22 protein-coding genes and 1 tRNA gene are annotated in these 23,554 nt (G+C 58.2%); 8 read left to right on the plus strand and 15 right to left on the minus strand.

Features of this window, described 5'->3' with window-relative positions; translation table 11 throughout:
• Window positions 1-3: 3 nt before the first annotated feature.
• The 6 genes from AC13C8_RS14540 to AC13C8_RS14565 form a co-directional block, all read right to left on the minus strand.
• Window positions 4-1,689, minus strand: a complete 1,686-nt coding sequence (locus AC13C8_RS14540; RefSeq protein ID WP_482848009.1) for an ABC transporter ATP-binding protein — start codon at window positions 1,687-1,689, stop codon at window positions 4-6.
• 5 nt (window positions 1,690-1,694) lie between these two features.
• Window positions 1,695-2,771: an ABC transporter permease gene (locus AC13C8_RS14545; RefSeq protein ID WP_091431166.1), complete on the minus strand. Its 1,077-nt coding sequence runs from the start codon at window positions 2,769-2,771 to the stop codon at window positions 1,695-1,697.
• Between the two features lie 60 nt (window positions 2,772-2,831).
• Entirely contained in the window at window positions 2,832-4,199 is a 1,368-nt protein-coding gene (locus AC13C8_RS14550) for a CmpA/NrtA family ABC transporter substrate-binding protein (protein ID WP_482848011.1), read from the minus strand.
• Between the two features lie 265 nt (window positions 4,200-4,464).
• A complete protein-coding gene (locus tag AC13C8_RS14555) occupies window positions 4,465-5,637 on the minus strand; it encodes a CmpA/NrtA family ABC transporter substrate-binding protein (RefSeq protein ID WP_482848013.1) in 1,173 nt (390 codons plus the stop codon).
• A complete protein-coding gene (locus AC13C8_RS14560) occupies window positions 5,634-6,218 on the minus strand; it encodes an ANTAR domain-containing response regulator (protein WP_091431173.1) in 585 nt (194 codons plus the stop codon). Before AC13C8_RS14560 ends, AC13C8_RS14555 begins: the two co-directional genes overlap by 4 nt.
• The gene (locus AC13C8_RS14565; protein WP_482848015.1) at window positions 6,215-6,775 is read right to left on the minus strand and encodes a LysR family transcriptional regulator; all 561 of its coding nucleotides are present in this window, start codon (window positions 6,773-6,775) and stop codon (window positions 6,215-6,217) included. Before AC13C8_RS14565 ends, AC13C8_RS14560 begins: the two co-directional genes overlap by 4 nt.
• A gap of 137 nt (window positions 6,776-6,912) precedes the next feature.
• Here AC13C8_RS14565 and AC13C8_RS14570 point away from each other — a divergent pair, with 137 nt between their 5' ends.
• Window positions 6,913-7,599 carry a DUF1127 domain-containing protein gene (locus tag AC13C8_RS14570; protein ID WP_482848017.1) on the plus strand — a complete coding sequence of 229 codons (687 nt, stop codon included), beginning with the start codon at window positions 6,913-6,915 and terminating at the stop codon, window positions 7,597-7,599.
• Between the two features lie 111 nt (window positions 7,600-7,710).
• Window positions 7,711-7,908, plus strand: coding sequence for a hypothetical protein (locus AC13C8_RS14575; RefSeq protein WP_091431179.1), 198 nt, complete (start codon window positions 7,711-7,713; stop codon window positions 7,906-7,908).
• A gap of 500 nt (window positions 7,909-8,408) precedes the next feature.
• Here the strand turns inward: AC13C8_RS14575 and AC13C8_RS14580 are convergent, their stop codons facing one another.
• Window positions 8,409-9,770, minus strand: coding sequence for an ATP-binding protein (locus AC13C8_RS14580; protein WP_482848018.1), 1,362 nt, complete (start codon window positions 9,768-9,770; stop codon window positions 8,409-8,411).
• Window positions 9,767-10,426 carry a response regulator transcription factor gene (locus AC13C8_RS14585; RefSeq protein ID WP_091432566.1) on the minus strand — a complete coding sequence of 220 codons (660 nt, stop codon included), beginning with the start codon at window positions 10,424-10,426 and terminating at the stop codon, window positions 9,767-9,769. The genes AC13C8_RS14580 and AC13C8_RS14585 overlap by 4 nt, the downstream gene beginning before the upstream one ends.
• Window positions 10,427-10,568: 142 nt before the next feature.
• On the opposite strand from AC13C8_RS14585, the gene AC13C8_RS14590 reads away from it, so the two are divergent.
• The 5 genes from AC13C8_RS14590 (at window position 10,569) to AC13C8_RS14610 (ending at window position 15,417) form a co-directional block, all read left to right on the plus strand.
• Window positions 10,569-10,949, plus strand: a complete 381-nt coding sequence (locus AC13C8_RS14590; protein WP_482848020.1) for a PepSY domain-containing protein — start codon at window positions 10,569-10,571, stop codon at window positions 10,947-10,949.
• The gene (locus AC13C8_RS14595; protein ID WP_091431185.1) at window positions 10,946-11,545 is read left to right on the plus strand and encodes a cytochrome b/b6 domain-containing protein; all 600 of its coding nucleotides are present in this window, start codon (window positions 10,946-10,948) and stop codon (window positions 11,543-11,545) included. Before AC13C8_RS14590 ends, AC13C8_RS14595 begins: the two co-directional genes overlap by 4 nt.
• Window positions 11,546-11,743: 198 nt before the next feature.
• Window positions 11,744-12,214, plus strand: a complete 471-nt coding sequence (locus AC13C8_RS14600) for a DUF2271 domain-containing protein (RefSeq protein ID WP_091431187.1) — start codon at window positions 11,744-11,746, stop codon at window positions 12,212-12,214.
• Window positions 12,215-12,236: 22 nt separating this feature from the next.
• The gene (locus tag AC13C8_RS14605) at window positions 12,237-14,444 is read left to right on the plus strand and encodes a PepSY domain-containing protein (RefSeq protein WP_482848021.1); all 2,208 of its coding nucleotides are present in this window, start codon (window positions 12,237-12,239) and stop codon (window positions 14,442-14,444) included.
• Window positions 14,425-15,417, plus strand: a complete 993-nt coding sequence (locus AC13C8_RS14610) for an FAD:protein FMN transferase (protein ID WP_091431191.1) — start codon at window positions 14,425-14,427, stop codon at window positions 15,415-15,417. Before AC13C8_RS14605 ends, AC13C8_RS14610 begins: the two co-directional genes overlap by 20 nt.
• Window positions 15,418-15,499: 82 nt before the next feature.
• Here the strand turns inward: AC13C8_RS14610 and AC13C8_RS14615 are convergent, their stop codons facing one another.
• Complete coding sequence (locus AC13C8_RS14615) at window positions 15,500-16,621, minus strand: ABC transporter permease (protein WP_482848022.1); 1,122 nt, start codon at window positions 16,619-16,621, stop codon at window positions 15,500-15,502.
• 116 nt (window positions 16,622-16,737) lie between these two features.
• Here AC13C8_RS14615 and AC13C8_RS14620 point away from each other — a divergent pair, with 116 nt between their 5' ends.
• Window positions 16,738-16,956: a hypothetical protein gene (locus AC13C8_RS14620; protein WP_482848023.1), complete on the plus strand. Its 219-nt coding sequence runs from the start codon at window positions 16,738-16,740 to the stop codon at window positions 16,954-16,956.
• Window positions 16,957-17,171: 215 nt separating this feature from the next.
• Here the strand turns inward: AC13C8_RS14620 and AC13C8_RS14625 are convergent.
• The 6 genes from AC13C8_RS14625 to AC13C8_RS14650 all read right to left on the minus strand — a co-directional run bounded on the left by AC13C8_RS14625 (window position 17,172) and on the right by AC13C8_RS14650 (window position 23,536).
• Window positions 17,172-17,246, minus strand: a tRNA-Gln gene (locus tag AC13C8_RS14625).
• A 138-nt stretch (window positions 17,247-17,384) separates the two neighbouring features.
• Window positions 17,385-18,845 carry a phosphomannomutase/phosphoglucomutase gene (locus tag AC13C8_RS14630; RefSeq protein WP_482848025.1) on the minus strand — a complete coding sequence of 487 codons (1,461 nt, stop codon included), beginning with the start codon at window positions 18,843-18,845 and terminating at the stop codon, window positions 17,385-17,387.
• Window positions 18,845-19,681, minus strand: a complete 837-nt coding sequence (gene kdsA, locus AC13C8_RS14635) for a 3-deoxy-8-phosphooctulonate synthase (protein ID WP_091431197.1) — start codon at window positions 19,679-19,681, stop codon at window positions 18,845-18,847. Before kdsA ends, AC13C8_RS14630 begins: the two co-directional genes overlap by 1 nt.
• A gap of 1 nt (window position 19,682) precedes the next feature.
• A complete protein-coding gene (locus AC13C8_RS14640; protein ID WP_482848027.1) occupies window positions 19,683-21,404 on the minus strand; it encodes a KpsE/RkpR family capsule polysaccharide export protein in 1,722 nt (573 codons plus the stop codon).
• A complete protein-coding gene (locus AC13C8_RS14645; protein ID WP_091431200.1) occupies window positions 21,382-22,041 on the minus strand; it encodes an ABC transporter ATP-binding protein in 660 nt (219 codons plus the stop codon). The genes AC13C8_RS14640 and AC13C8_RS14645 overlap by 23 nt, the downstream gene beginning before the upstream one ends.
• A 196-nt stretch (window positions 22,042-22,237) precedes the next feature.
• The gene (locus tag AC13C8_RS14650; protein ID WP_482848028.1) at window positions 22,238-23,536 is read right to left on the minus strand and encodes a Na+/H+ antiporter NhaA; all 1,299 of its coding nucleotides are present in this window, start codon (window positions 23,534-23,536) and stop codon (window positions 22,238-22,240) included.
• Window positions 23,537-23,554: the final 18 nt, after the last annotated feature.

Below are 23,554 nucleotides of genomic sequence, written 5' to 3' on the forward strand. Positions count from 1 at the left end.
GGATCACTCCGCCGCAATAGTTTCGGGGGTTTTTGATTTTGGTTTGGGGTTTGCGCCGTGTTCATATTCCTCAAGGAAATCGAGCACTTGTTGGCGATACTTGTAGTAATCCTGATGCTCCAGCAGCGCCTTTCGGGTGCGTGGACGCGGAAGGTCCACATCGACGATCTTGCCAATGGTCGCTTGCGGCCCGTTGGTCATCATCACCACGCGATCGGCCAAAAGGATCGCTTCGTCCACATCATGGGTGACGCAGATCGCGGTGACTTGGGTGCGCGACCAGACCTCCATCAGCACTTCCTGCAATTCCCACCGTGTAAGGCTGTCGAGCATCCCGAACGGTTCATCGAGCAAAAGCAGTTTGGGTGACAATGCGAAAGCGCGGGCTATGCCGACGCGTTGCTGCATGCCGTTGGACATGTCGCATGCCGCCTTGTCCATCGCATCACCAAGCCCGACCCGTTCAAGATAGTATTCCACCACATCCTGGCGTTCAGCCTGAGAGGCGCGGGGATACACTTTGTCCACCCCGATCGCCACGTTCTCTTTCGCCGTCAACCACGGGAATAGGTTGGGTGATTGGAACACGACCGCCCGTTCGGGGTCGGCACCTTCGACATGAGTGCCATCCAGCACGATAGCGCCCTTGGAAATCTCGTTCAGCCCCGCAGCCATGGTCAGCACTGTGGATTTGCCGCAACCCGAATGACCAATCAGGGAAATGAACTCGCCGCGGTTGATGTCAAGCTCGAAATCTTCGACCACGGTCAGCGGGCCTTTTGGCGTCGGATAGACCTTGTGCAGTTGACTAAACTTCAAATAGCGGTTCTGGATTGTCCCTTTCTGAGCCTCGGCGACGACTGTCGGCAAACCGTGGATCGGGGTCACATCGGGCAACCGGCGCGTGCCTTCGACTTTGGCCTCGATCCCCACATCCATCAGGTATTTGGTCACGTCCGCGCGCAGGCTTTTGAAGGCGTCGTTGGTGTTCATCTCCATCCGGTCACGCGGGCGGGGAATGGTCACTGTGAACTCTTGCCCCAAGGTGCCATCGGGGTTTAGGGCGATGATCCGGTCGGCAAGGATGATCGCCTCGTCCACATCATTGGTGATCAGCACGCAGGTTTTCTTGTCAGCGTCCCAGATGTGTTCAATCTCGTCCGCCAGATTGGCGCGGGTCAGGGCATCAAGCGCCGACAATGGTTCGTCCAGCAGCAACATTTCGGGGTTCATCGCCAATGCACGGGCCACGTTGACCCGTTGGCGCATCCCACCCGACAGTTCCGCCGGGCGGCGCGTGGCGGCGTGGCCAAGACCAACCATGTTCACGTAATGCGCGACTTTCTCGGCCCGTTCTGCTTTATCCAGCCCGGGAAACACTGTGTCGACCGCCAGCCCAACATTGCCGTTCACAGTCAGCCACGGCATCAGGGAATAGCTTTGAAAAACCACCCCGCGTTCTGGGCCGGGACCGGTGACGGGTTTGCCTTTGAACGTCACCTTGCCCTTGGTCGGCTGTTCCAGCCCCGCCATCAAGTTGATGAGGGTCGTTTTGCCAGAGCCGGAAAAGCCCAAGAGGACAAGGAATTCCCCTTCTTGCACATCCAGGTCGATGTTCTTGAGCACATGGGTGGCATGTGTGCCGGCACCGAAGCTTTGCGAGACGTTTTCGAGTTTCAGAATGCTCATGGTGCTCACCGGTTGTTCGTGAAGGTAAAGAGCGATTGCAGGGCAAACATCACGCGATCCAGCAGGAAGCCGATGATGCCGATGGTCAGAACCGCAACCATGATCTTGGCCAGCGAACTGGACGACCCGTTCTGAAACTCGTCCCAGACGAACTTTCCAAGGCCCGGGTTTTGCGCCAGCATTTCAGCGGCAATCAGGACCATCCAGCCGACGCCAAGGCTTAGCCGAAGGCCGGTAAAGATCAGTGGAAGGGCAGATGGCAGGACAAGTTTGGTGATCTTGGTCCACGTGTTCATCTTCAACACTTTCGAGACATTGACCAAATCCTTGTCGATGCTGGCCACGCCAAGTGCGGTGTTGATCAGCGTCGGCCAAAGCGAACACAACGTCACTGTAATCGCCGAGGTCAGGAAGCTTTTCGCGAACATGCCATCCGAGGTCGTATAGACGGCGGACACCACCATGGTCACGATCGGCAACCATGCCAGCGGCGAGACCGGCTTGAAGATCTGGATGATAGGGTTCAGGGCGGCGTTTGCGATGGGTGACAGACCAGCGGCGATACCCAGCGGAATGGCCACGGCGCTGGCAATCAGGAAGCCAAAGAATACCGTTTTGATCGAGGTCCAGATCTGGCTGTAATAGCTTGGCGCACCTGTATAGGCGCGTTCGACCGGCTCTTTCCCCTGAGCGATGCGGCGCTCGTTCAGCGTTGCGACCTGCGCATCGAATTTAGTGCGCGAAACAGCCTTGGACTGCGCGTCTTCGTGCAGGTTGACTGCCTCGGTCCAGACCTGTGCCGGGCCGGGGATCGCCCCAAGCGAGGTTTGCACGGTCGGGGCCAGCGCAGACCAAAGCATCAAAAACCCCGCAATAGCCAGCAAAGGCACGCCCAGAAGACGCCAGATTTCACTTATCTGGGCTTTGGGGTTGTCGCCGGCGATGGCTTTCAGGATCGGGGTCAGCCAAGCAAGGCCGATAACCTGAAACCACTTGTCGGCGGTGTTGATCCGGGTAAAGCGACGTTCGCGTCGGGCTTCACGCGCGGTTTCAGCGTTGAAATTCGGGTCTGCGATGCTCATCGAATTGTCTCCTGCGGAATTGGAAAGGCGTGGGTGGGCGGCCACCCACGCGAATGTGGCTTAGCCCTCAACCCGGTCGCCGACGACCGTCTGAGCGCCCTTCAAGCCGATCGGCAAGCTTTCGAGGTAGGCATTTGGCGTGCGACCATCGAAGGGAATGCCGTCAATGATATCCGCTGCGGGGGTCGGCGCTTTGAAGCCGTCGCTGTCCCAAGGGAAATCCGCCTCGTTTGCCAGACCGTCATCCACAAGTGAACGCGCGGCTTCCAGATAGATGTCGGGACGATAAACGCTGGCCGCGACGTCCTTGAACCACGCGTCGGTTTGCGGATCAGCAATCTGACCCCAGCGGCGCATCTGCGTCAGGTACCAGACGGCATCGGAGTAATAAGGATAGGTCGCATTGTGGCGGAAGAAGACGTTGAAATCGGGGATGTCTCGCTTGTCGCCTTTTTCAAATTCGAAGAACCCGGTCATGGAGTTCGCGATCACGTCGTAATCGGCCCCCACATACTCTGGTCGGCTCAGGATTTCGACGGCTTCGGGACGATTGGCGTTGTCATTTTCGTCCAGCCACATGGCCGCGCGGATCAGCGCACGCACTACTGCTTTGGTGGTATTGGGGTTTTCGGTGACAAACTCGTCGGTCAGGCCAAACACCTTTTCCGGGTTGTTTTTCCAAAGCTGGTAGTCGGTGATGACCGGCACACCGATGCCCTTGAACACCGCCTGCTGATTCCACGGCTCGCCCACGGAGTAGCCGTGGATCGTTCCGGCCTCCATCGTGGCGGGCATTTGCGGCGGCGGGGTCACGGAGAGCAGCACATCGGCGTTGATCTGGCCCGAGATGTTATCGGGGCTGTAGTAGCCGGGATTGATACCGCCCGCGGCCAGCCAGTAACGCAGCTCGTAATTGTGGGTCGAGACAGGAAAGACCATCCCCATGTTGAATGGCTCGCCCTTGGTGTTGAATTCTTCGATGACGGGAACCAGCGCCTTGGCCGAGATCGGATGCTGCGGACGGCCATCCTCTAGCGACGGGATATGCGGGCGCATCATGTCCCACACATCGTTAGATACCGTGATGCCATTACCGTTCAGGTCCATCGAAAACGGCGTCACGATGTGGGCTTCGGTCCCATATCCGATGGTGGCGGCCAGTGGCTGACCCGCCAGCATATGCGCACCGTCCAACTGCCCGTCGATCACGCCGTCCAGCAGGACTTTCCAATTGGCCTGAGCCTCTAGCGTCACAAACAAGCCTTCATCAAGGAAATACCCTTGTTCATATGCCACGGCGAGCGGCGCCATATCCGTCAGCTTGATGAAACCAATGGTCAGTTCATCCTTTTCAACGTCCAGCAACTCGGCCAAGGCTGGGCTGATCATCGCAGTTGTGGCTGCAAGGCCAAGGAGGAGAGGTCTCATGTTTGATCCTTTCGAAGCACCCGATCCATCCAGTTGAAGGCCGGGCGAAAAACAGAAAAAAGGCCGATCACTGACCACCGAACCATCGGCGGAAAGCGAGCGACCTTGCTCAGAACGTCCCTGTCATTGGGAGTAAATTCGTTGCGATCCACCCCGTTGTGGATGCAATCTGACTATTGCTGCATTGCAGCGTGAACGCAAGATGACCGAGTGGACGAGTGCCGAAAACAGGATGCACACGACGTCCTGCACAAAATTTGGTCACTTAACGATCAGCAGGGTCAAATATGTGGCCATCGAAGAATTCGTTCGGCAGCAGAGTAAGCCCCCCACCCGCAGAGGCGACCGGCATGGCGTGACGAATCGCGCCTTCGACCTTCTCGGACGCGCCCGGCATGTCACATCCCGTTGTGCGCAGGTGTTTCCGGTGCAGATCCGAGCGGAATACCTTTGCGATCTTGTCCTTATCAAAAGGGGTGCCGCTGCCATGCGATTTGTGCAACTGTTCCGCAATCCACTTTGCCTGACTGCGCCATGGGAAACTGGCGGCACCTGAATGGAACTCAAGAAATCTTTCTACGTGGCGTTGCTCACCGCGCCCCGACACCGTCAAATGGCCCGACAACGCACGGTCGATCAATTCAGATGGGACATCAAGAAAGGCCTTGCGTGACAGAAGATCGCTGGCCGTGGCGTGTGTTTCCGGGTTGGCCAGCCAGCGGCCCGCTTTCCATACCGCTCGCATGAGACGCCCCAACAAGTCTGGTTCTGTCTCGGCCCAATGTGTGCGGACAGCCAAAACCTTTTCCGGTGCAAAGCTCCAGATCGACCTTCCCGGCAATAGCAATGCGCCAGCGCCCTGTTCAACCGCAACGGATCCCCATGGCTCACCGACGCAGTATGCATCCACGTCCCCGGCGGCCAGCGCATTTGCCATCAGGGGCGGAGGCACGGTGCGGATCACGATGCCTTCTGATCCAAGCGCCGAAGCGCGGCTCCAGTACCGTAACAATTCCACGTGCATCGAGAACGGAAATGGCACACCAAACACGATGGGTCCGTGACTAACCTGCGCCAGCGCGTCAGCGGCACGAACTGGATCAGCGAAATCGAACCCATATCCTGCGCTTCGCAACCGGTCTTCAAGCGGCTTGCCCACACCGATGACGTTGCCGTTTACCGACAGGACCGATACGGCCGACAAAGCTGTTGCGACCCCACCGAACCCCATCGCCATCGCGACCGGAAGTGGTGACAGCATATGCGCCGCATCCACGCTGCCAAAGGCCAACATGTCGCGAACCGAAGACCAAGATGGGGCGGCGATCAGGTCAAGCGAGATCCCCTCAGCCTCGGCAAAGCCCATTTCCTGCGCGATGATCAGCGGGGCCGCATCCACCAACGGCATATAGGCAACTGGTATCGAAACGGTCTTCATCCCAAAAGCCCCGATGCCGTTACCAATGCCTCGGCTACATCCGCAACACGCCGCCCCTGGTCCATCGCCGTCTTTCGCAGCAAAGCATATGCCGCGCCCTCGTCCAGACCCTTGGCTTTCATCAACAGACCTTTGGCGCGGTCAATCACCTTGCGTTCTTCCAGTGCCAGCCGTGTCTCGGCCAGTTCGCTGCGCATTTGACGTATCATCGTAAAGCGCGCAATCGCGGTGTCTATGACCGGCTTTATCCGCCCCGGCGAAAGGCCGTCGACCACATAGGCCGAGACGCCAGCCTCGATTGCTGCCTGCGCCAGACCGCCCGCCGCGCCGGACACGAACATGGCGACAGGGCGTTCCAACGGGCCAGATGCCAGTGTCAGTTCTTCCATCATGTCACGCGTGGGATTGTCGACATCGATCAGCACGATGTCCGGCAAATGGGCGGCGATCTTGCGGGCCAGACTGCTGGAATTGTTGATGACGAACACGTCGCACCCGCAAGCATCCTTAAGCGCGTCGACGATGGCAATGGCGCGGTCGCGGTCCTCTTCCACGACGACTATGGTAAGGTCTTTGGTCATGGGACTGCGGTTGCCTGAGGGCGTGGTGCGATGCCGTTGGCCGGTTGTTCGTTGGAGTTTCGAAACTCACAGACCAGAAAGTCGATGAAGGCACGGGGCTTTGGTGCAAGGTTTCGTTTTTTAGCAAACATTGCGACGTCGAATCTTTCGCCCTGTAAATCAACCTCTCTGTCTGTCGGGTCCAGGGACACGTCGACTCCGGGGTGTTCTTCCATGAATTTCGGAAGCGCGGGGGTCAGCTGCGATTTTCCGAATGCCACGGAGGGCGCGATTTTGAACCTACCGCGCGGGATGCCATCCAATTTCATTATAAGAGCTTCGGTCTCTTTGTATTTCTCGGCCATAGCTCTGCATTTTTGATAGAATTCCTGGCCTTCCCGGGTCGGAGAAACACCGGTTCTGGATCGGTTAAGCAGGCGGTCGTGGACATTATCTTCAAGCAAACCAATTTGCTTGCTGACCGCTGACGGGGTCTGTCCCATAGAACGCGCCGCGGCCGAAGTGCTTCCCTGCTCGACAACGGTCGCAAAAATCAACATCTGCGCGGGAATGTTCATATCACTTCAACCGCCTGTTCCAACCTGGCACGGGTCCTGTGCCGAATTGATAATTTGTTAGCGCTCAAGTTCACGCCTGCTTCTGCAGTGCAGCATAGGTACTGCATCGCAGAAACAGCAATAGACGAGGTGGTAGCATGACAATCGCACGCTCAAAGAGTGGACCAGAGTTCGTTTTGGAAGCTGGCCGCACATTTTTTCATCAATCGCGAAACAAAATGCTGGACGTGCTTGCAAGGCGCAGGGTCTATCACAGGCCGTATCGCGAGCTTTCCGAACTCAGCGACCGGGATCTGAATGATCTGGGGATGGGGACGTTCTACCGCTTGCGACATGAGTTAATCTTCGTGTTCAAGAAAGGCACTTCGGCGCACATAAACAATTTTGAACTTGGTCAACATGGGCGATACCGCACGAATGTCTGGGAATATCGCGGCGTCAACACCCGTCACGGTAATCGCATGGAAGAACCGGCCCTGCATCCGACAGTAAAACCTGTGCAGATGATTGCAGATGCAATCCGGCAATTCCAAGGGGCGGCCACGTGGGTCGAAAAACAAGCAACCTATGCTCAACGAGGAACGCCTCAAAGGTATAATACTCGACGAGGCTTACCGCGACTTCACAGTGCGCGACGGAGACCGGAATGTGACAGTTCCAATGGCGCAGGCAGTGATGCGTGCCCTGGCTATCAATGCAGTCACGGGTCAACACCGGTCTCAGCGTTTGTTCGCGGAACTCTTGGGGTCAACGGAACGCGAAAACAAGCAAATGTCAGATTAGTGGGCTCAGACAGCGATTGCCTAAAACGTCTGTTGGAATGAAGAATTACAACGCAGAGAAGCCTTGGGCATCACACATTTGCCTGCCCCCTGCCCCACCCCGATCAGGTCCGAATTAACTTCAAAACAGGCGAAGCCCGGATACAGGGGCCAATGATGAAAGAGGATGTGGTTGAGCTTGAAAAATGGCATGACAAACGAGACATGTGGGCTCAAGAGCTTGTCGAGATCGACAAGGATCTGGAAACAGAAGAGGATGAAGGGAATTGCAAGCTCCTGCTCGACGACAAGGCACATGCGCAAAAGATACTGGGCATGATCAATCAGGTGCTCGACGCAATCGGGTACTAGCGAGAAGGCCAATTCTCAGCCCGTTGCCGTCGATAAATACGGTCGGCAACGGGATGAATTATACAATTGCAGCAACGAAACCAACGACCGCTTTGGCTTGGCATGCGTTCCTTTATGTAAAACGCGGCGAATGGCTGAGTTGAGCCCACAGCGGAAGCGCCGAAAACCTGCTGCGTGCGCTCGCAGCAGGTTTTGTGCCGCGTCGGCAAAATATGTTGCTTTGCATTGCGGCGGAAATTGCAGTCGTTCAGGCAGGCCGCAGCAATTCTGAAACCGCGAGTTTACAAGTCGCGGGACAAAGCGTGAACTCGCTGCGAGTGCGCCAATGCCCGCTTCAGTGCGTTTTTGGATGAACGACTTCCGCGAAGCGTTGTCTCGGCTTGTGTCAGACTTTGGGCAGCTTCTTTGACAAGCGCATGGTCATGATCTGCAAGTATATCCATCTACAAAGTCTACAAAGCCGAAAGCGCTTTGGCGTTGATGCACGTCAATCGATATTCCTACCACTGCGTTTCGGGCGATGCTAAACCTGTCAGCGCGCGGCCAGGGAATTGAAACACCGCCTCGAATCCGTCCGTCCGACCCTGTACCGGGGAGTGCAGTTCCAGCGTTGCCTGCGCCCCATCGACAATCGCCTGCACGATGGACAGGCCCAGCCCACTACCGCCTGATACAGTTTGCCCACGTTCGAAACGCCCAGTCAGCCCCGCCAGGGTTTCGGCGGCAAGCGGCGGGCCGTCGTTGATCACACTAAGAGTGTCACTCGTCAGAGTGATCTGAACAGGGCTGCCATCAATTCCGTGACGCAGCGCGTTCTCGATCAGGTTTCGCACGACAATCGCGAAGGCGTCGGGATCAAGATCCGACAACACGGGGTCATTCGGAAGTGAGCTTTGAATGCGCTCCGGACCTGCGGCCTTATCGAAGTCCGCAAGCACCATACTCAAAACGGGTCGCAGGTCCGACACCGCATCACGTCGCAAGCGACCTCCCTCGGCGCGCGCCAGTTGCATGAGTTTCTCGGAAAGGCGGGTCAGCCGCTTGAGCGCAACCTCGATCTCTGCCGCCCGCCCGGCTGCATCGGCATCGGTGGTTTCGGCCATCAGCCTTTGGGTCTGCGCGAGTGCCGCCGCCACTGGAGTGCGCAGTTCATGCGCTGCGTTGGCGGTAAAGCTGCGCTCGGCCTCCAACGCGCGGCGCAAGCGGTCGAGAAGCTGGTTGACGGCCTCGGCCACCGGAATGATTTCGGCAGGCAGGTCGCCATCGCCCACAGCCGACAGGTCCCGCGCGCCACGGCTGGCGACGGTGTCGCCGAAACGGCGCACCGGGCGCAGGCTGTGGCGAACCATCAGCAGAGCCCCGATCAGGCCGAGCGGGACGACCACGATCAGCGGCAGTGCCAACCCCATCAGCGTTTCGCGTGCAACGTCGGCGCGATGGCTAAGTGGTTCGGCGACGGCGATGGTGATGGTGCCCTGAAGGGCTGCATCGTAATATAGTCGGTGCGTGGCCGTCTGTCGGAACCCCATCGCCTCGAACGCCGGAAAATCCGCGTCCTCAGCCGCGTGCGACCGTATCAGAACACGCCCCTGATTGTCGCGCACGATGTAGGTAAAGAACTCATCGTGTTCATGCAGGGTAGCTATGCGCTGGGTTATTCCTTCTTCTTCACGGCTGATGATATCCAAGGCAACCAACGGCAGGATACTCTGCGCGGTTTCCTCCAGCTTGGAATCGAACACCTCGTTCATTTCGTGGCGCAACAGGGTCGCGGTCGCCCATGCTGTGCCCAGCCAAAGCGCCGTCAGTCCGACACCAAGCGTCAAGGCCAGTCGTTCTTGCAGGGAACCGGGCCACCTCACGCAGCACCCAAGCGGTAGCCGAGTCCGCGCACGGTTTCGATCCGCTCCCGCCCCAGTTTCTTGCGCAACCGGCTGACATGCACCTCAATCGTGTTGCTCTCGATATCAGATTCAAAAGAATAGAGGCGCTCCTCCAACTGTGCCTTGGACAAAAGCTGCTGCGGACGTTGCACGAAAGCTTCGAACAGTACCCATTCACGTGCCGTCAGCGACACAGGTTTGCCAGCTCGGTGAACCGAGTGCGCGGCAAGATCGATCTCCAGATCGCCCAGAGTGACCAGCGGGTTCGGGTTGCCAGCATACCGTCGCGCCACGGCACCGACGCGCGCGGACAGCTCGGACAGATCGAAGGGTTTGACCATGTAATCGTCGGCACCGGCGTTCAGCCCCTCGATACGGTCGCTTATCTGGTCAAGCGCCGTCAGGATAATCACCGGCGTCACGTCGCCCCGTTTGCGAAGTGCGCGCAGGAACGGCTGCCCACGCCCATCGGGTAGCATCAGGTCAAGAAGGATCAGGTCATAGGCCGCGACATCCAGATATTCACCCCCCCTATCCAGCCGCGTGGCCCAGTCTATGGAATGCCCGTCAGCGGCAATCTGGTCGCGTACCGCGGCTCCAAGCACCGTATCGTCTTCGATCAGCAGCACACGCATATCTGATTCCTGTTCCGTTTGTACCTCTTCTATCACTGGCAAAGCTGACATGCACCTGAAGCACAATACCCGCGCGCTTCAGGTGGGCGTCAGGTCGGTGAGAGAAAAAGCCTCATGATCACGAGTTTCAGGAGATGGAACAATGAAAAAATATCTTATGGCAACAACCCTTTTGGTTGGTGTTGGAGCGGCAGGTGTCGCTCTTGCCGATGATGATTGTCGGGTGCCAATGACCGACTGGCAACCACGTGAGGCGGTGCAGGCAATGGCGGAGGCCCAAGGATGGACAGTGCGCCGGATCAAGACCGATGACGGCTGCTATGAAGTCAAGGGCCGCGATGCACAGGGTCGCAACATTGAAGTCAAGCTCGATCCCGCCACACTGGATGTGGTCGAGTGGGAGTATGACGACGATGATGACGATTATCGTGGCCGAGGCAAGAACGCTGCCCCAAGCGGGACCGTCGCGCCGCCGGACAATGGGTTGTTTACCCCCGGCGCACCACCGGTCGTTGAACAATGATCCGCGTTTGGGATCCTCTGGTGCGACTTTTTCACTGGTCGCTGGTCCTTGCTTTTGCAATCGCCTGGCTGACCGGTGATGAAAGCGAGGGCTGGCACATCTGGGCCGGTTATGCCGCTGCCAGTCTGATCGGCCTGCGGCTGGTCTGGGGGCTGATCGGCTCTCGATACGCCAGGTTTTCACAGTTCGTGCGCGGACCGGGGACCGTAACGCGTTACCTGCGCGACATGCTACGCGGCCGCGAGGCGCGGTATGTCGGCCACAACCCCGCCGGAGCGGTCATGGTTCTTGCGCTCCTCGTCACTCTGTCGGCCACTGCCTTCACCGGCTGGCTGATGGTCGAACCGGAGCGCATGGCTTACCTGCCCGATCTGTCCCAAGTTGTTACCCCGGCTTTTGCCGATGATGACACAGGCCGGGGAGGTGGCGGCGAAGCACTTGAAGAGGTGCATGAGGTGCTGGCCAATCTGACGCTGGTGCTTGCTTTGCTGCATATTGCAGGCGTCATTCTTGCGTCGCGCCGTCACCACGAAAACCTTCTTCGCGCTATGATCACCGGTCGCAAACGTGCTCCAGCTCCTAACGACATCGCCTGACCGCAAGGCGATACCCTGCAGACCACTTGTCCCGTTGGTTTTGCAGACTGGCCCCGCTGTCACCTCCAGTGCAGCGGGGCTTTTTTCTTGACCGACGGAACCTGACGTCAGGCTGAAGCAAATTTTCCGGTCCCGTCAGGCTGGCATCAGCCGTGTCCAGCAAACAGAACCTGAAACAAATCAAATAGGAGATTTCCCATGAGAACCCTGTTATCCGCCCTTGCACTGACCACCGCCCTGACCTCTCCGGCGCTGGCGATTGCCAAACCCGTCACATTGACCGCCAACATGAACCAATATGGCGGCGATGGCGCGTATCTCGCGCTTTATGTCACCGATGCGCAGGGCACCTATATGGGTAGCCTCTGGATGGCTGGTGGTAAGGCAAAATATTACGAACATCTCAGCGATTGGTATCGCGCCACCGCAGGCAATCCGGCCGAGATCAACGGCATCACCGGGGCCAGTGTCGGCGCCGGGCGGCAGTTGAAGATCACGCTTGATCTGGCCGATGCGCTGTTTGACGCAGGATATGAATTGCATATCGACGCCTCGGTCGAGGACATGCGCGACAGCCCGTCCGAAGTGGTCGTGCCACTGACCACTGAAGGCGCGGGACAACCGGTTACCGGGCGGCGGTACATCCGCGATTTCACCTACGACATGTAAGCCACCACGAAGGAGCCTTGCCATGCTGCGCGCGCTGCACAAATTCCCTGGCCTGATTGCGGCTCTGCTGATCGTCGTCATGACCCTCAGCGGTGCCGTCCTGTCGGTTCTTCCGGCGCTGGAGGCCGTGCAAGCCCCCGCACAGTCCGAGCCTGCCTTAAGTGTGGCCACATTGGCCGAACGCGTAGCCGCGACCTTTCCGGGGATTGAGCAAATCCGCCGCGCGCCGTCCGGGCGGATTACTGCCTTTTATTTCGAAGAAGGTCGCCCCGGATCGGTGTTGATCGACCCTGCGACAGGTGCAGGTCTGGCCGATTACGAGCCATCCGCGTTTCAACGCTGGATAACCAACCTGCACCGTTCGCTGTTTCTGGATGACGCAGGACGGCTGACCGCGGCGGCGGGGGCGGCATCGCTTCTGGTGCTGTCGATCTCGGGCCTGATGCTAACAGCGCGGCGGACAGGGGGCTGGCGACGTTTTGTCTCACGCCTGCGTGGCCCACTGATGGGACGGTTGCATGTCGAAGTGGCGCGGGTCACTGTCGCCGGGCTTGTCCTGTCTTCAGCCACCGCGCTGTTCATGACCGCCAGCACCTTTGATTTGCTCCCACAGGGCAGCGCCCCGGCGTTTCCCTCCAAGGTCAGTGAACAGACCGGTGCCGCGCCCGGCATGATGGCACTGCTGCGCGACACACCGGTGGACAGCTTGCGCGAACTGACCTTTCCCTACCCCGATGACCCTACTGATGTGTTCATGCTCAAGACCAACATGGGCGAGGGCTATATCGATCAGGGAACAGGGGCGGTTTTGGTCTGGGCCGATACAGGCGCGTGGCAACGCTTCAACGAGACGATCTATATGCTGCACACGGGACAAGGCATGGCCTGGCTGGGGATGATCCTGGGACTAATGGCGCTTGGTGCGCCGTTCATGGCCGCAACTGGCGTGGTCCTCTGGGTGCAGGCTCGCCGGGCACGACCCCGGATCAAAGGCAATGTTGCGGCCGGACAGGCAGACACAATCCTGCTGGTCGGCAGCGAAGGGGGCAGCACATGGGGCTTTGCCGCGACCTTGCATGATGCATTGACGCAAGCAGGCCATAAGGTTCACGCGGCACCGATGTCGAGGTTTACGCCAGATCGCTATAGCCGCGCCGACCGGGTGATCGTGCTGGCCGCCACTTATGGCGAGGGCACAGCCCCTGCCTCGGCCAAAGGTTTCCTTGATCGGCTGGCGGCCTTGCCAGGCGCCCCCGACATGCAGCTGGTTGTGCTGGGGTTCGGCGACAGCAAGTTCCCCGAGTTCTGCGCCTATGCCGCCGATGTAACCCGTTTGGCCGAGGAAAAAGGCTGGAAGCAATTGTTGCCGCTGGCAACGGTCGACCGCCAGTCGCCACAGGAGTTCGCCCGCTGGGGCCGTGATCTGGGCCGCTCACTTGGTCAGCCATTGGAACTGTCACACAATCCGGCGATCCCGCGCAGTCATGCGCTGACCCTGATCTCGCGCCGCGACTACGGGGCCGAGATGCAAACCCCCGCCGCGATCCTGCGCTTTGCCATTCCCAAGGTTGGATTTTGGACGCGAGTTGCCGGGCGAGCCTTCGGCCGATTCTTATCAGGTGACTTGTTGGGCATCGTTCCCGAGGGCTCGCATGTGCCACGGTTCTATTCTCTGGCTTCCGGACGCAGCGACGGATTTGTAGAGATCTGCGTCAGCCGCCATCCTGGTGGGCTTTGTTCAGGTCAGCTTATGGACCTGGCCGTTGGCGACAGCGTGCAAGGGTTCATCCGCCGCAACCCTGACTTCCAACCCGTTCGAGGGCGCAAGCCCGTGATCCTGATCGGTGCGGGAACCGGTATCGGCCCGCTGGCAGGGTTTGCACGCAGCAACCGTGCGGGCCGTCCCATGCATCTCTATTTTGGCGCAAGGCATCCCGACAGCGATCTTTTCTACGAGCGCGAAATGGAGGACTGGCAGAAAGACGGGCGGCTTACCTCAGTCACCAGTGCCTTTTCGCGGACCAGCGCCCGCGCTTACGTGCAGGATGCTCTGCGCAGCGATGCTGAACGGATTGCCAAGCTGATCAGCGACGGAGCGCAGGTTTTGGTTTGTGGTGGGCGTGACATGGCCGCTGGCGTCACCGATGCACTGACCGATATCCTGGCACCCGCTGGATTGACGCCTGCAACTTTGAAAGCAGAGGGACGTTATGACGAAGATACCTACTGATCTTGTGCGTCATGCCCTGAACGGCCCGACGATGGGCACCCGTTGGTCTGCGCTGTTCCATACCCCCGCAGGCGCTGACCTGGAACCAATCCGCGCTGCATTCACCGAAAGCGTGGACCTGGTTGACCGCCAGATGTCCACATGGAAACCCGAAAGCGATCTGATGCGTCTGAATGGCGCGCCGGTCGGAACATGGGTTTCCGTGCCACCTGAACTGATGGAGGTTCTGGCAAAAGGGCTGGAGATCGGGCGGCTTTCGAATGGTGCTTTCGATATCGGTATGGGCGATGTCGTCACTGCCTGGGGGTTCGGACCACAAAAGGCAAACCCCAAGGCGATACGCACCACTCTCGGCAAGGCGCGCTCCCCGACCCACGAGGTTCTTTTGCTTGATCCCGATACGATGAAAGCCCGTAAATTGGCCCCGCTCACGCTGGACCTGTCAGGTATCGCCAAAGGCTATGCCGTTGACCGCATGATCGCCGTGCTAGGCCGTTTCGAAATCACCAATGCCCTTGTAGGCCTCGACGGTGAAATGCGCGCTTCTGGTGAACGGCCAGATGGCCAAGCATGGACCGTTGCCATTGAGCGCCCCGACTATGAAACGCGGACACCATTGTCGATCATCGAGTTGACCGATGCTGCTGTCGCCACATCAGGCGATTACCGTCATTGGATCGAAGCAGGTAGGAAACGATTCTCACATACGATGGACCCGGCCCGCAGCGGCCCTCTGACGGGGGCACCTGCATCGGTGACCGTTCTTGCGAAAACCTGCATGGAAGCAGACGCGTGGGCCACGGCCCTTATGGTTTCAGGACAGCAGAAGAGCGAGATCTGGGCCAAGGAATTTGGACTGACCGCCGTGTTTGTCCACCGAGATGGTGACACGCTGCGACAGGCGCATGTCGGAGGATCACATAAAGGCGGCGCTGCGGAGGTTTGCCATACCCGGCAAGTTGGTTTGCGGTAGGGCAATTGCTTGGCTGACCGCGAGCCCAGCAAGGTGATGTGGCGGGCGTTTGCAAGCAGTTCCATCCAACCAACGCCCGATATCATCCGGACAAGCTCATGGAACGTCGGAACAGGGCAAGGCTTGCCACGAAAAACGCGAGACCCAGTCCTGCCATCAGCGACAGCTCCAGCCAGACCGTGCTGGCTCCGGCTCCGCGAAACACCACCGCCTTGGCGAAAGCCAGGAAATGGCGCGACGGCAGTGCCATGGTCAGGCGTTGCACGACATCGGGTTGGCTTTCAATTGCCCCCATACCGCCGGACAGCATGATTATGGGTATGATCACCATGATGACCAACAGCGCGAATTGCGCCATGCTGCGCGCCATCGTGCCCGGGAACATGCCGATTGCCGCCGCCGCCGCCAGATAGACCGCCGTTCCGGCGAGCAGCAGGGGCACCGATCCGGCCACCGGCACCTGCAACAGCTCTTGCACCACGAAGAACAGCGACAGCGTGAAGGCGGCCAGAACGACGACATTGGCAAACACCTTGGAAAGCGCGATTTCGAACGGCGTCAGCGGCATCACCATCAGATGCTCGATGGTGCCTTGTTCGCGCTCGCGCAGCATCGCCGCGCCGGTCAGTGCAATGGTCAGCAACGATAGCTGATTGAGCAGGGACGACATCGCCTTGAACAAAACCGGATTGCCATTCGGGTTGAACGCACGGCGCAGTTCCAGCAGCACGGCGGGTTCGGGTGCATCGGGGCTGCCCGTCAGATACACGCGGGTTTCAGAGGTCAGGATATTGGCGATATAGTCGGCGCCGAGCTGCGCCTGGCTGACCGCCGTCGCATCGACGTCAAGCTGTGCGGCAGGCGCAAGACCCGCGATCACGTCGGCCGCGAACCCCGGCGGAAAGCTGAGCACGAACATGATCCGTCCGGCATCCATTTCCGCGGCCATCCGGTCGGGTGCAATTATCACCGGCGGCTGGAACCATGGCGGCCCAAGGGCATCGGTCAACTGCCGTGTCAGGCCGGAATTATCCTCGTCCAGAATGGCGATCGCGGCGTTGTAAACCGCGTCGCCGGCGCCGCTTGCCTCCAGCATGACGGCGATAACAAAGGACCAAAGGATCAGGATCACCATCACCGGATCGCCCAGCACGCTTTTCAGCTCCTTGCCCGCAAGCCAGAAGATGTTTGTCAGCCGCCGCATGTTCAGCGCGCATGCTTGCGCAGGGACAGTGCCGCCAGCAAGGTCAGAACCGGGCCAAAGGCGGTCAGACGCAGCAGGTGGCCTGCAAACTCGGAAAGGCACATCACTACTTTGACTTGATCCGCGCAGGGAAAACCTATGCCGAGATTGCTGCATCCGAAGGCGTATCAAAACCCCGGGTTTACAAGCTGGTCGATCTGGCCTTCCTGGCGCCGGATGTTGTGCGTGATGTATTTGCCGGTTCTCAACCAACTGGCCTGACGACTGAATGGTTGCTGCGCCACGCTATCCCTGCGCTTTGGGATGAGCAAAGAGAAACGTTCCGCACCCTGTAAAATGCACGGGTTTTGTTTGGACCAGTGCCGCGCGATCCCGACAGCATCAAACACACCCAACCGTCGACCGAGCAAATGCCGTTTCCAGACTATTGGCAGAATCCCACCGATTTACGGCATGTTCCGGGTCTGGGATATCCGGACACCCCGAAAGGCCCCGGAATACACGGACAAAAATCCGAGAAACCGTACTGTTTTGAAATTGTTATGAGTGTTGGCTGGGGTGGTAGGATTCGAACCTACGGTACACTGTACCAAAAACAGTTGCCTTACCACTTGGCTACACCCCAGCAGTGCGCGCTTTCCTAGCCAAAGGCAAAGCAGGGCGCAACCCTAAAATGACCGATCAATACCAGAATCGGGATCAGACATTTGACCTTGGGACAAACGGTGGCCGCGCCCATCTGACAGGCAGACCAACTTGTGGGTTAGGGTTGTGTCAGCGCCGCAAAGGCCTGGTCATATACCCCGATCACAGGCTCTTGCCGCAGGATCCTGTCAAAATCGGTGAACACGGTATGAAGGTGCGCTTTGCTTGTGAAACTTTCGCAAACCACCACCAGGTTTGGCGTGTTCGAGGAGGCCCGAACCAACGCCCAAGAACCGCTTTCAAGTTGAACGCGCGCGCCGTTGGCGGTCAGTATGTCCACGATCTTCTGGCCTGCTATCGTATCACCGCGGAGCTGCATCTGCCGAAAGACGGCCGTTAGCCGTTCAACGACTGTGTATTTCTGATCATCGGGACATGCAGGTGACAGGGTGGGAGAGCACCAACTGGAAGGCAGTCCGGCGACTATGTCTGAAAGGCACAAGCCGGGTTGATGGTCCATCAAACGACACAGCGCGACCACCGCACGCAAAGCGCAATCATAGCCGCGCCCGACGGGCGGTCCGAAATAGATGTGACCAGATTTTTCAAATGCAGCCAGCGCGCCTGTAGATCGGAGTTTTTGCTTCACATGGCTGTGGCCTGTTTTGCAGTATTCAACCGTCGCGCCACATGATGACAGAACAGTGTCGATGGCGAACAAACCGGTGGATTTGACATCCACAAGAAAATGCGCATCCGGGTGTGCGACCGCTAGATCGCGCGCAAGCAAAAGCCCCAGCTTGTCCGCGAAAACCGCTTCTCCCGTCTCATCGACAATGCCGATCCGGTCTCCGTCACCGTCCAATCCAATGCCGAAATCCGAACGGCTTTCCCTGACGGCCTTCCCCATATCGTCGAGCATTTCCAATGCTTCCGGGTTCGGGTTGTAGTGGGGAAACCTATGATCCAACCGACAATGTCGTTCGACCACATCAACGCCCAAACGGCGCAACAGCGTCGGCGCGAAGGCACCGGCAGTTCCATTTCCGGTTGCGCAAACCACGCGCAGGGGGCGCGTGATCGTGTCATTTGCAACCAAGTCGTCAAGATAGGCGTCGCTTACACCGGAAACCGGCGTGATCTTCCCTCCGTCATTCGCGACAAAATCTCGACCAAGGATGATATCTCTCAATTCCGCCATCTCGTCCCCGCCATGGGTGCAGGGGCGGTCAAACCCGACCTTGATACCGGTCCAGCCATTTGGGTTGTGGCTGGCAGTCACCATGACGGCTGCGTCCACATCCAGATGGAATTGCGCGAAATAGGCCATAGGGGACAAACACATGCCAATGTCACATACTTGCGCTCCGGTCTGGACAAGACCATCACTCAGCGCTTGTTTCATGGCGGGCGAATAGCTTCGGTGGTCGTGGCCGACAATAATCTTGCGCCCGACGTTTCGGCGCGCCATTTGCGTGCCAAGCCCCATTCCGACGGCGGTCATTCCATCCAGATCGATATCCTCAGGATATCGCCAGCGGGCATCATATTCGCGGAAGCCGCTTGGACAAATGCGCATTAAACGCCCCTCAGCGGTCGATCTTTTGCAAGACCGTCAAAGGCGGCCAGATCCGCTATAAGCCGCGCCATCTGGTCAAGCGGGATCATGTTCGGTCCGTCCGACGGTGCGGTGTCCGGGTCTGGGTGGGTCTCGATGAACACCCCGGCAATCCCCAATGATACCGCCGCGCGGGCGAGCACCGGCGCAAATTCGCGCTGACCACCGGATGCGGCCCCCTGCCCGCCAGGCATCTGGACCGCGTGGGTGGCATCCATGATAACTGGATGGCCCAGCGCCGCCATCTGCGGCAGGCTGCGCATATCGGTGACGAGAGTGTTGTATCCGAAAGAGGTGCCGCGCTCTGTCAACATCACCTGCATGTTGCCTGAATTGACGATCTTGTCGACCACGTGTTCCATATCCCATGGTGCCAGAAACTGACCTTTCTTGACGTTGATGGGCTTCCCGGTCTGCGCGGCAGCAACCAGAAGATCTGTTTGACGGCACAGGAAGGCGGGGATTTGAATGGCATCGACGACCTCCGCCACCTCAACACACTGATCGGGCAGATGCACATCCGTCAGGACCGGCACATCCAGTTCATTCTTGACCGCCGCAAGCACCGCGAGCCCGTCAGCCATTCCCGGCCCCCGCACGCCGGAAAGGGAGGTACGGTTTGCCTTGTCAAACGATCCCTTGAAGATATAGCCAATCCCACAATCGCGGCAGACCCGTGCCATGTGTTCGGCGATCCGAAGCGCATCATCGCGCCCTTCCAACTGGCACGGGCCTGCAATAATGGTCAGTGGGCGAAAATTGCCCACATGCACGTCCCTGACGACGACATCCCCCATATCAGGACGACACCTGTTCCCGCAGGATCGACGCTGTGATCGACGCCATCAGATACAGGCCTGCAAAAATCAGAAACGCGAGGATCGTATTTTCAAAGGATCTCGGATATGTCGGCTCGTCCGGCGCAACCGGGCGCACGCCCAATTCCAGATAGCGAGTTTGCTTGTTCACCTCGATACGGGCAGTTTCTAACTGCTGCAATGATTGCTGCATCAAAGCGGTGCGCGTTTCCAGATTGATCTGTGCGATCCGCAACCGTCCGCTGACAGAAGCCAAGGATCCGTTCTCACCACCCGTTTCAGTTAGTCTGCCACGCAACTCCGAGATCAAGGCTTCCAGTCGCCCGATATCGCCGCGCAGCCCGTCAACCCGAGCTCTGTTGGGGCGTGTGTTATCCAGAAGCTGTTGCAGAGTCAGTCGTTTTTCCTGCAACTGGCTTTCAAATCCGGTGATCTGTGTCATCAGGGCCGAGGCATCTGACGTCGCATCGAAAACGCCCATTTCTTCCTGTAGGCGCAGGACTTCGGCCTGGGCTTCCAGCATGTCACGCTCTGCTTTTTCATAGCTTGAAACCGCGCCTTCCATTTGATCCTCGCGCAGTCGCTGCGTCATGTCATCGACGCGCTCTTCTGCGTAAGATATCAACACTTCGGAAAACTGCGCGCTCTGTTCAGGCGTGGGCGCAACAACCTCCATCTTGACGATGCCTTCGGTTGGGTCGAAGCCAATCTTTACGTTTTTCTTGTAAAGCTTATAGGCCTGTTCATTGGTAGCATCGGGGTCAAGGCGCTGGATCGGGTCAATGCGCGTATCCGCAAACACAGATTTGTAACCAATATCGCCGTCCAGTCTGAGCATCGCATCACGCGAGGTCAGATAACTCTGAACAGTGATACTGTCCTGCGAGGTTGCCAATCCCGATCCGGCAAACAGACTGCCCAGTCCACTGCCGCCCGCGCCATCCGCCTTTTGTATGACAAACTCTGTCTTCGTCGCATACATTGGCGTCGCATAGTTGTAATAATAGATTCCCGCGATGATGGTCGGCAGGAACACAAAAAACGCCAGACGAACAAACAGCAGACGAAGCTTTCGGCGACGCCGGCGGGCAATATCGACCTGGATTTCGCGAATGGATCTGGCGCGATCGGCGTCGTCATAGGCGTGGTTCGCCGGAAGGTGCGGCATGGGCCGGGTTTGCGGCAGGTTGTTGGACGCCCGACCGCCGAATTTTCCACCTCCATCGGCCCCGACCAGTTCCAGCATGTTGGACCGCTTGAAAGGATCTATGCCCGCCTGGCGAAGGCGATAGACCGCATCGAAATCGCTTTCGATCTCAACACCATGTTTTTGGGCAACGCGGCGCGCCATCCTGAGCTGGCGACCGGTCAGCCCCTCTTTCCGGATCGCTTCGATTGCCGCTACCGCATCATCGTTGGGCGCTTCATCGCTCGGTCCTGCCTTGGTTGAATTTTCCTTGGACACAAACCCTTCTTTCGGAAAGCCGTCTTCCGTGGGCGATTGCGCCATCTGCTCCATCGGGTTTGGCTCGCGCGGTTGCGCGGAGGAGTTGCCGGACCCGCTCGCCGCCGCCTTGGCCTGACCCGCAGCGGCCTGCACCCGCTGGGCAAAGACATCTTTGTCTACATGCGCAGGGTCGGATTGCGGCGCGCGCGTCGTTCGGCTGATGCGAAATTTCTTAGCCTTGGGTTTGGTAGTCATAAAGCCGTTTCGCTTCTTCCAAAGTTTCAAACATGTACAACTGCCCATCTCGCAGAACCGCCGCCGACTGACAGAATTTTTCAAGTGTCTGCGCCTGGTGCGATACGATGATTACCGTTGATTTGACCAGCCTTTCCCGCAGCACATCGCCGGCCTTGCGGTTAAACTGGGCATCGGTGCTTTGCGGCATCCCTTCATCGATCAGGTAGATATCGAACTCCAACGCCAATAGCAGCGCAAAGGAGAACCGCGAGCGCATCCCGGCGCTATAGGTCGCCACAGGGAAATCATAGTATTCGTCAAGTTCGCAAAGCCAGCGCGTGAATGCCTCGATGTAATCCGGGTCAAGGCCATAAATCTTCGCAATGTAGCGCGCGTTTTCCTTGGCGGACAACTTGCCAACCACACCGCCCATGAACCCGAGAGGGAAGGAAATCCGGCAACCGCGCCGGATCTCGCCCTCATCCGGTTTTTCAAGCCCTGCCATCATATTGATGAGTGTGGTCTTGCCCGTCCCGTTGGGTGCAAGAATGCCCAAAGAATTCCCCAGCTCAACCCGGAAGGAGACATCGTCCAGGATGACTTTGCGTTGTTGTCCTGTCCAGAACGACTTGCTGACATTATCGAACTCGAGCATTGGGTGCCCCGGCACTGCTTTCGCCTAACGCTTGTACACAAGCTTTCTTAATGATGCGCTATAATTGCTCACTTGGGCATCATTATGTCGAAGACCACCATCGCACATCAAGGATTAGCGGGGGAATGCGGGTAGATGGTCTTCGAATGGTCACGGGGCGGGTGTCTCCGGCCCGATGGGGCCGGAGCGAGAGGCCTTACCCCTCTTGTTTCTGCACCTTGAGGATCTTTCCCGCGGCGAACGACAGGAAAACCGCCCCAAAGCTGAACAATGCACCCATCTTCGCAGCATCCTGCACCGGTCCGGTCGAGAAAGCGACTGAGGCCACGAACAATGATACGGTAAAGCCGATTGCCGCTACGAAGCCAATCACGATCAGATCGACCGCGCGCATCCCCGCTGGCAACCCAAGCCGCATGGGATAAGCCGCAAGCCACCCCATGATGAAGATACCAACGGGTTTCCCGATGATCAGGCCAGCCAAAACCAGCCATGTTGCCTCGGAGATCGCACTGAATTCCACCCCGGCATTTAAGAGGCCAAAGAAGAACAGCACGATATCCACCGGAATGGCCAGCCCGTGCTCCATGTCGTTCAGGATGTCGTGGAGGTATCTTTCAGCCTCGGCAAAGATGCCGAACGCGCGATCGGCGTGCGGAATGGCCGGAATGACCGGCAAAAGGCCCAGCGCCGGATGAATGCCCGATTGCGCAAAGCCAAACCAGCTCAGACAGCCCGCAATGGCATAGGGATACCATTTCAGGTTCTTGCGCATCCAGGTCGAGCGTGGGCGCAACTGATTACCACGATCCATGCGCCGCGGGAGCCAGTTAAACAAAAAGAACGCTCCGGCAGACGCGACCACCGAGAGCAACAGCCAGACCGGAGCCAGTTCGCCAGAGGGATAGAAAATCGCCAGAATGATCAGTCCGGCGGCATCATCGGCAATGGCCAGAAGCAACAGGAATCGCACCGCTGGATGACCTGCCCCGAAAACCATGCGCCCGATCAAATAACTGAAGGCAATATCGGTTGCGGTTGGAATGGCCCAACCACGCGCCACCGCGTCAAAGGTCGTCGAACCCAGAAAATATGCAATTCCCAGATAGATGGCAATCGGACCCAGCATACCACCGGCTGTTGCAACCAGCGGCGTCGCTGCCTTTTTGCCGCGCAGGGATCCGTTTTCAAGAATAACGGCTTCCCAGACCTCTTTCCCGGCGATGGCGAAGAACAGTGCCATCAGGATGTCGTTGATAAGATAGTGGAATGTCACCACACGCTCGACATCGCCATATTCAAATTCAATCGCTGCTTCGCCATAGGCGTATTCCCAATAACCGATATCAACTCCGATCGTGCTGTTGAACCACAATGGGTAATCAACAACATGATGATAAGAACTCGGATCAATATTGGCCCAGATCAGCGCAACCACAGCGCCGCTGATCAGCAGGATCGAGTAGGTCGTGATAAAATTCCATACGCGATACATAAGATGCCCCGTCTAGTT

It is taken from the genome of Aliiroseovarius sp. B-4, assembly GCF_056857795.1.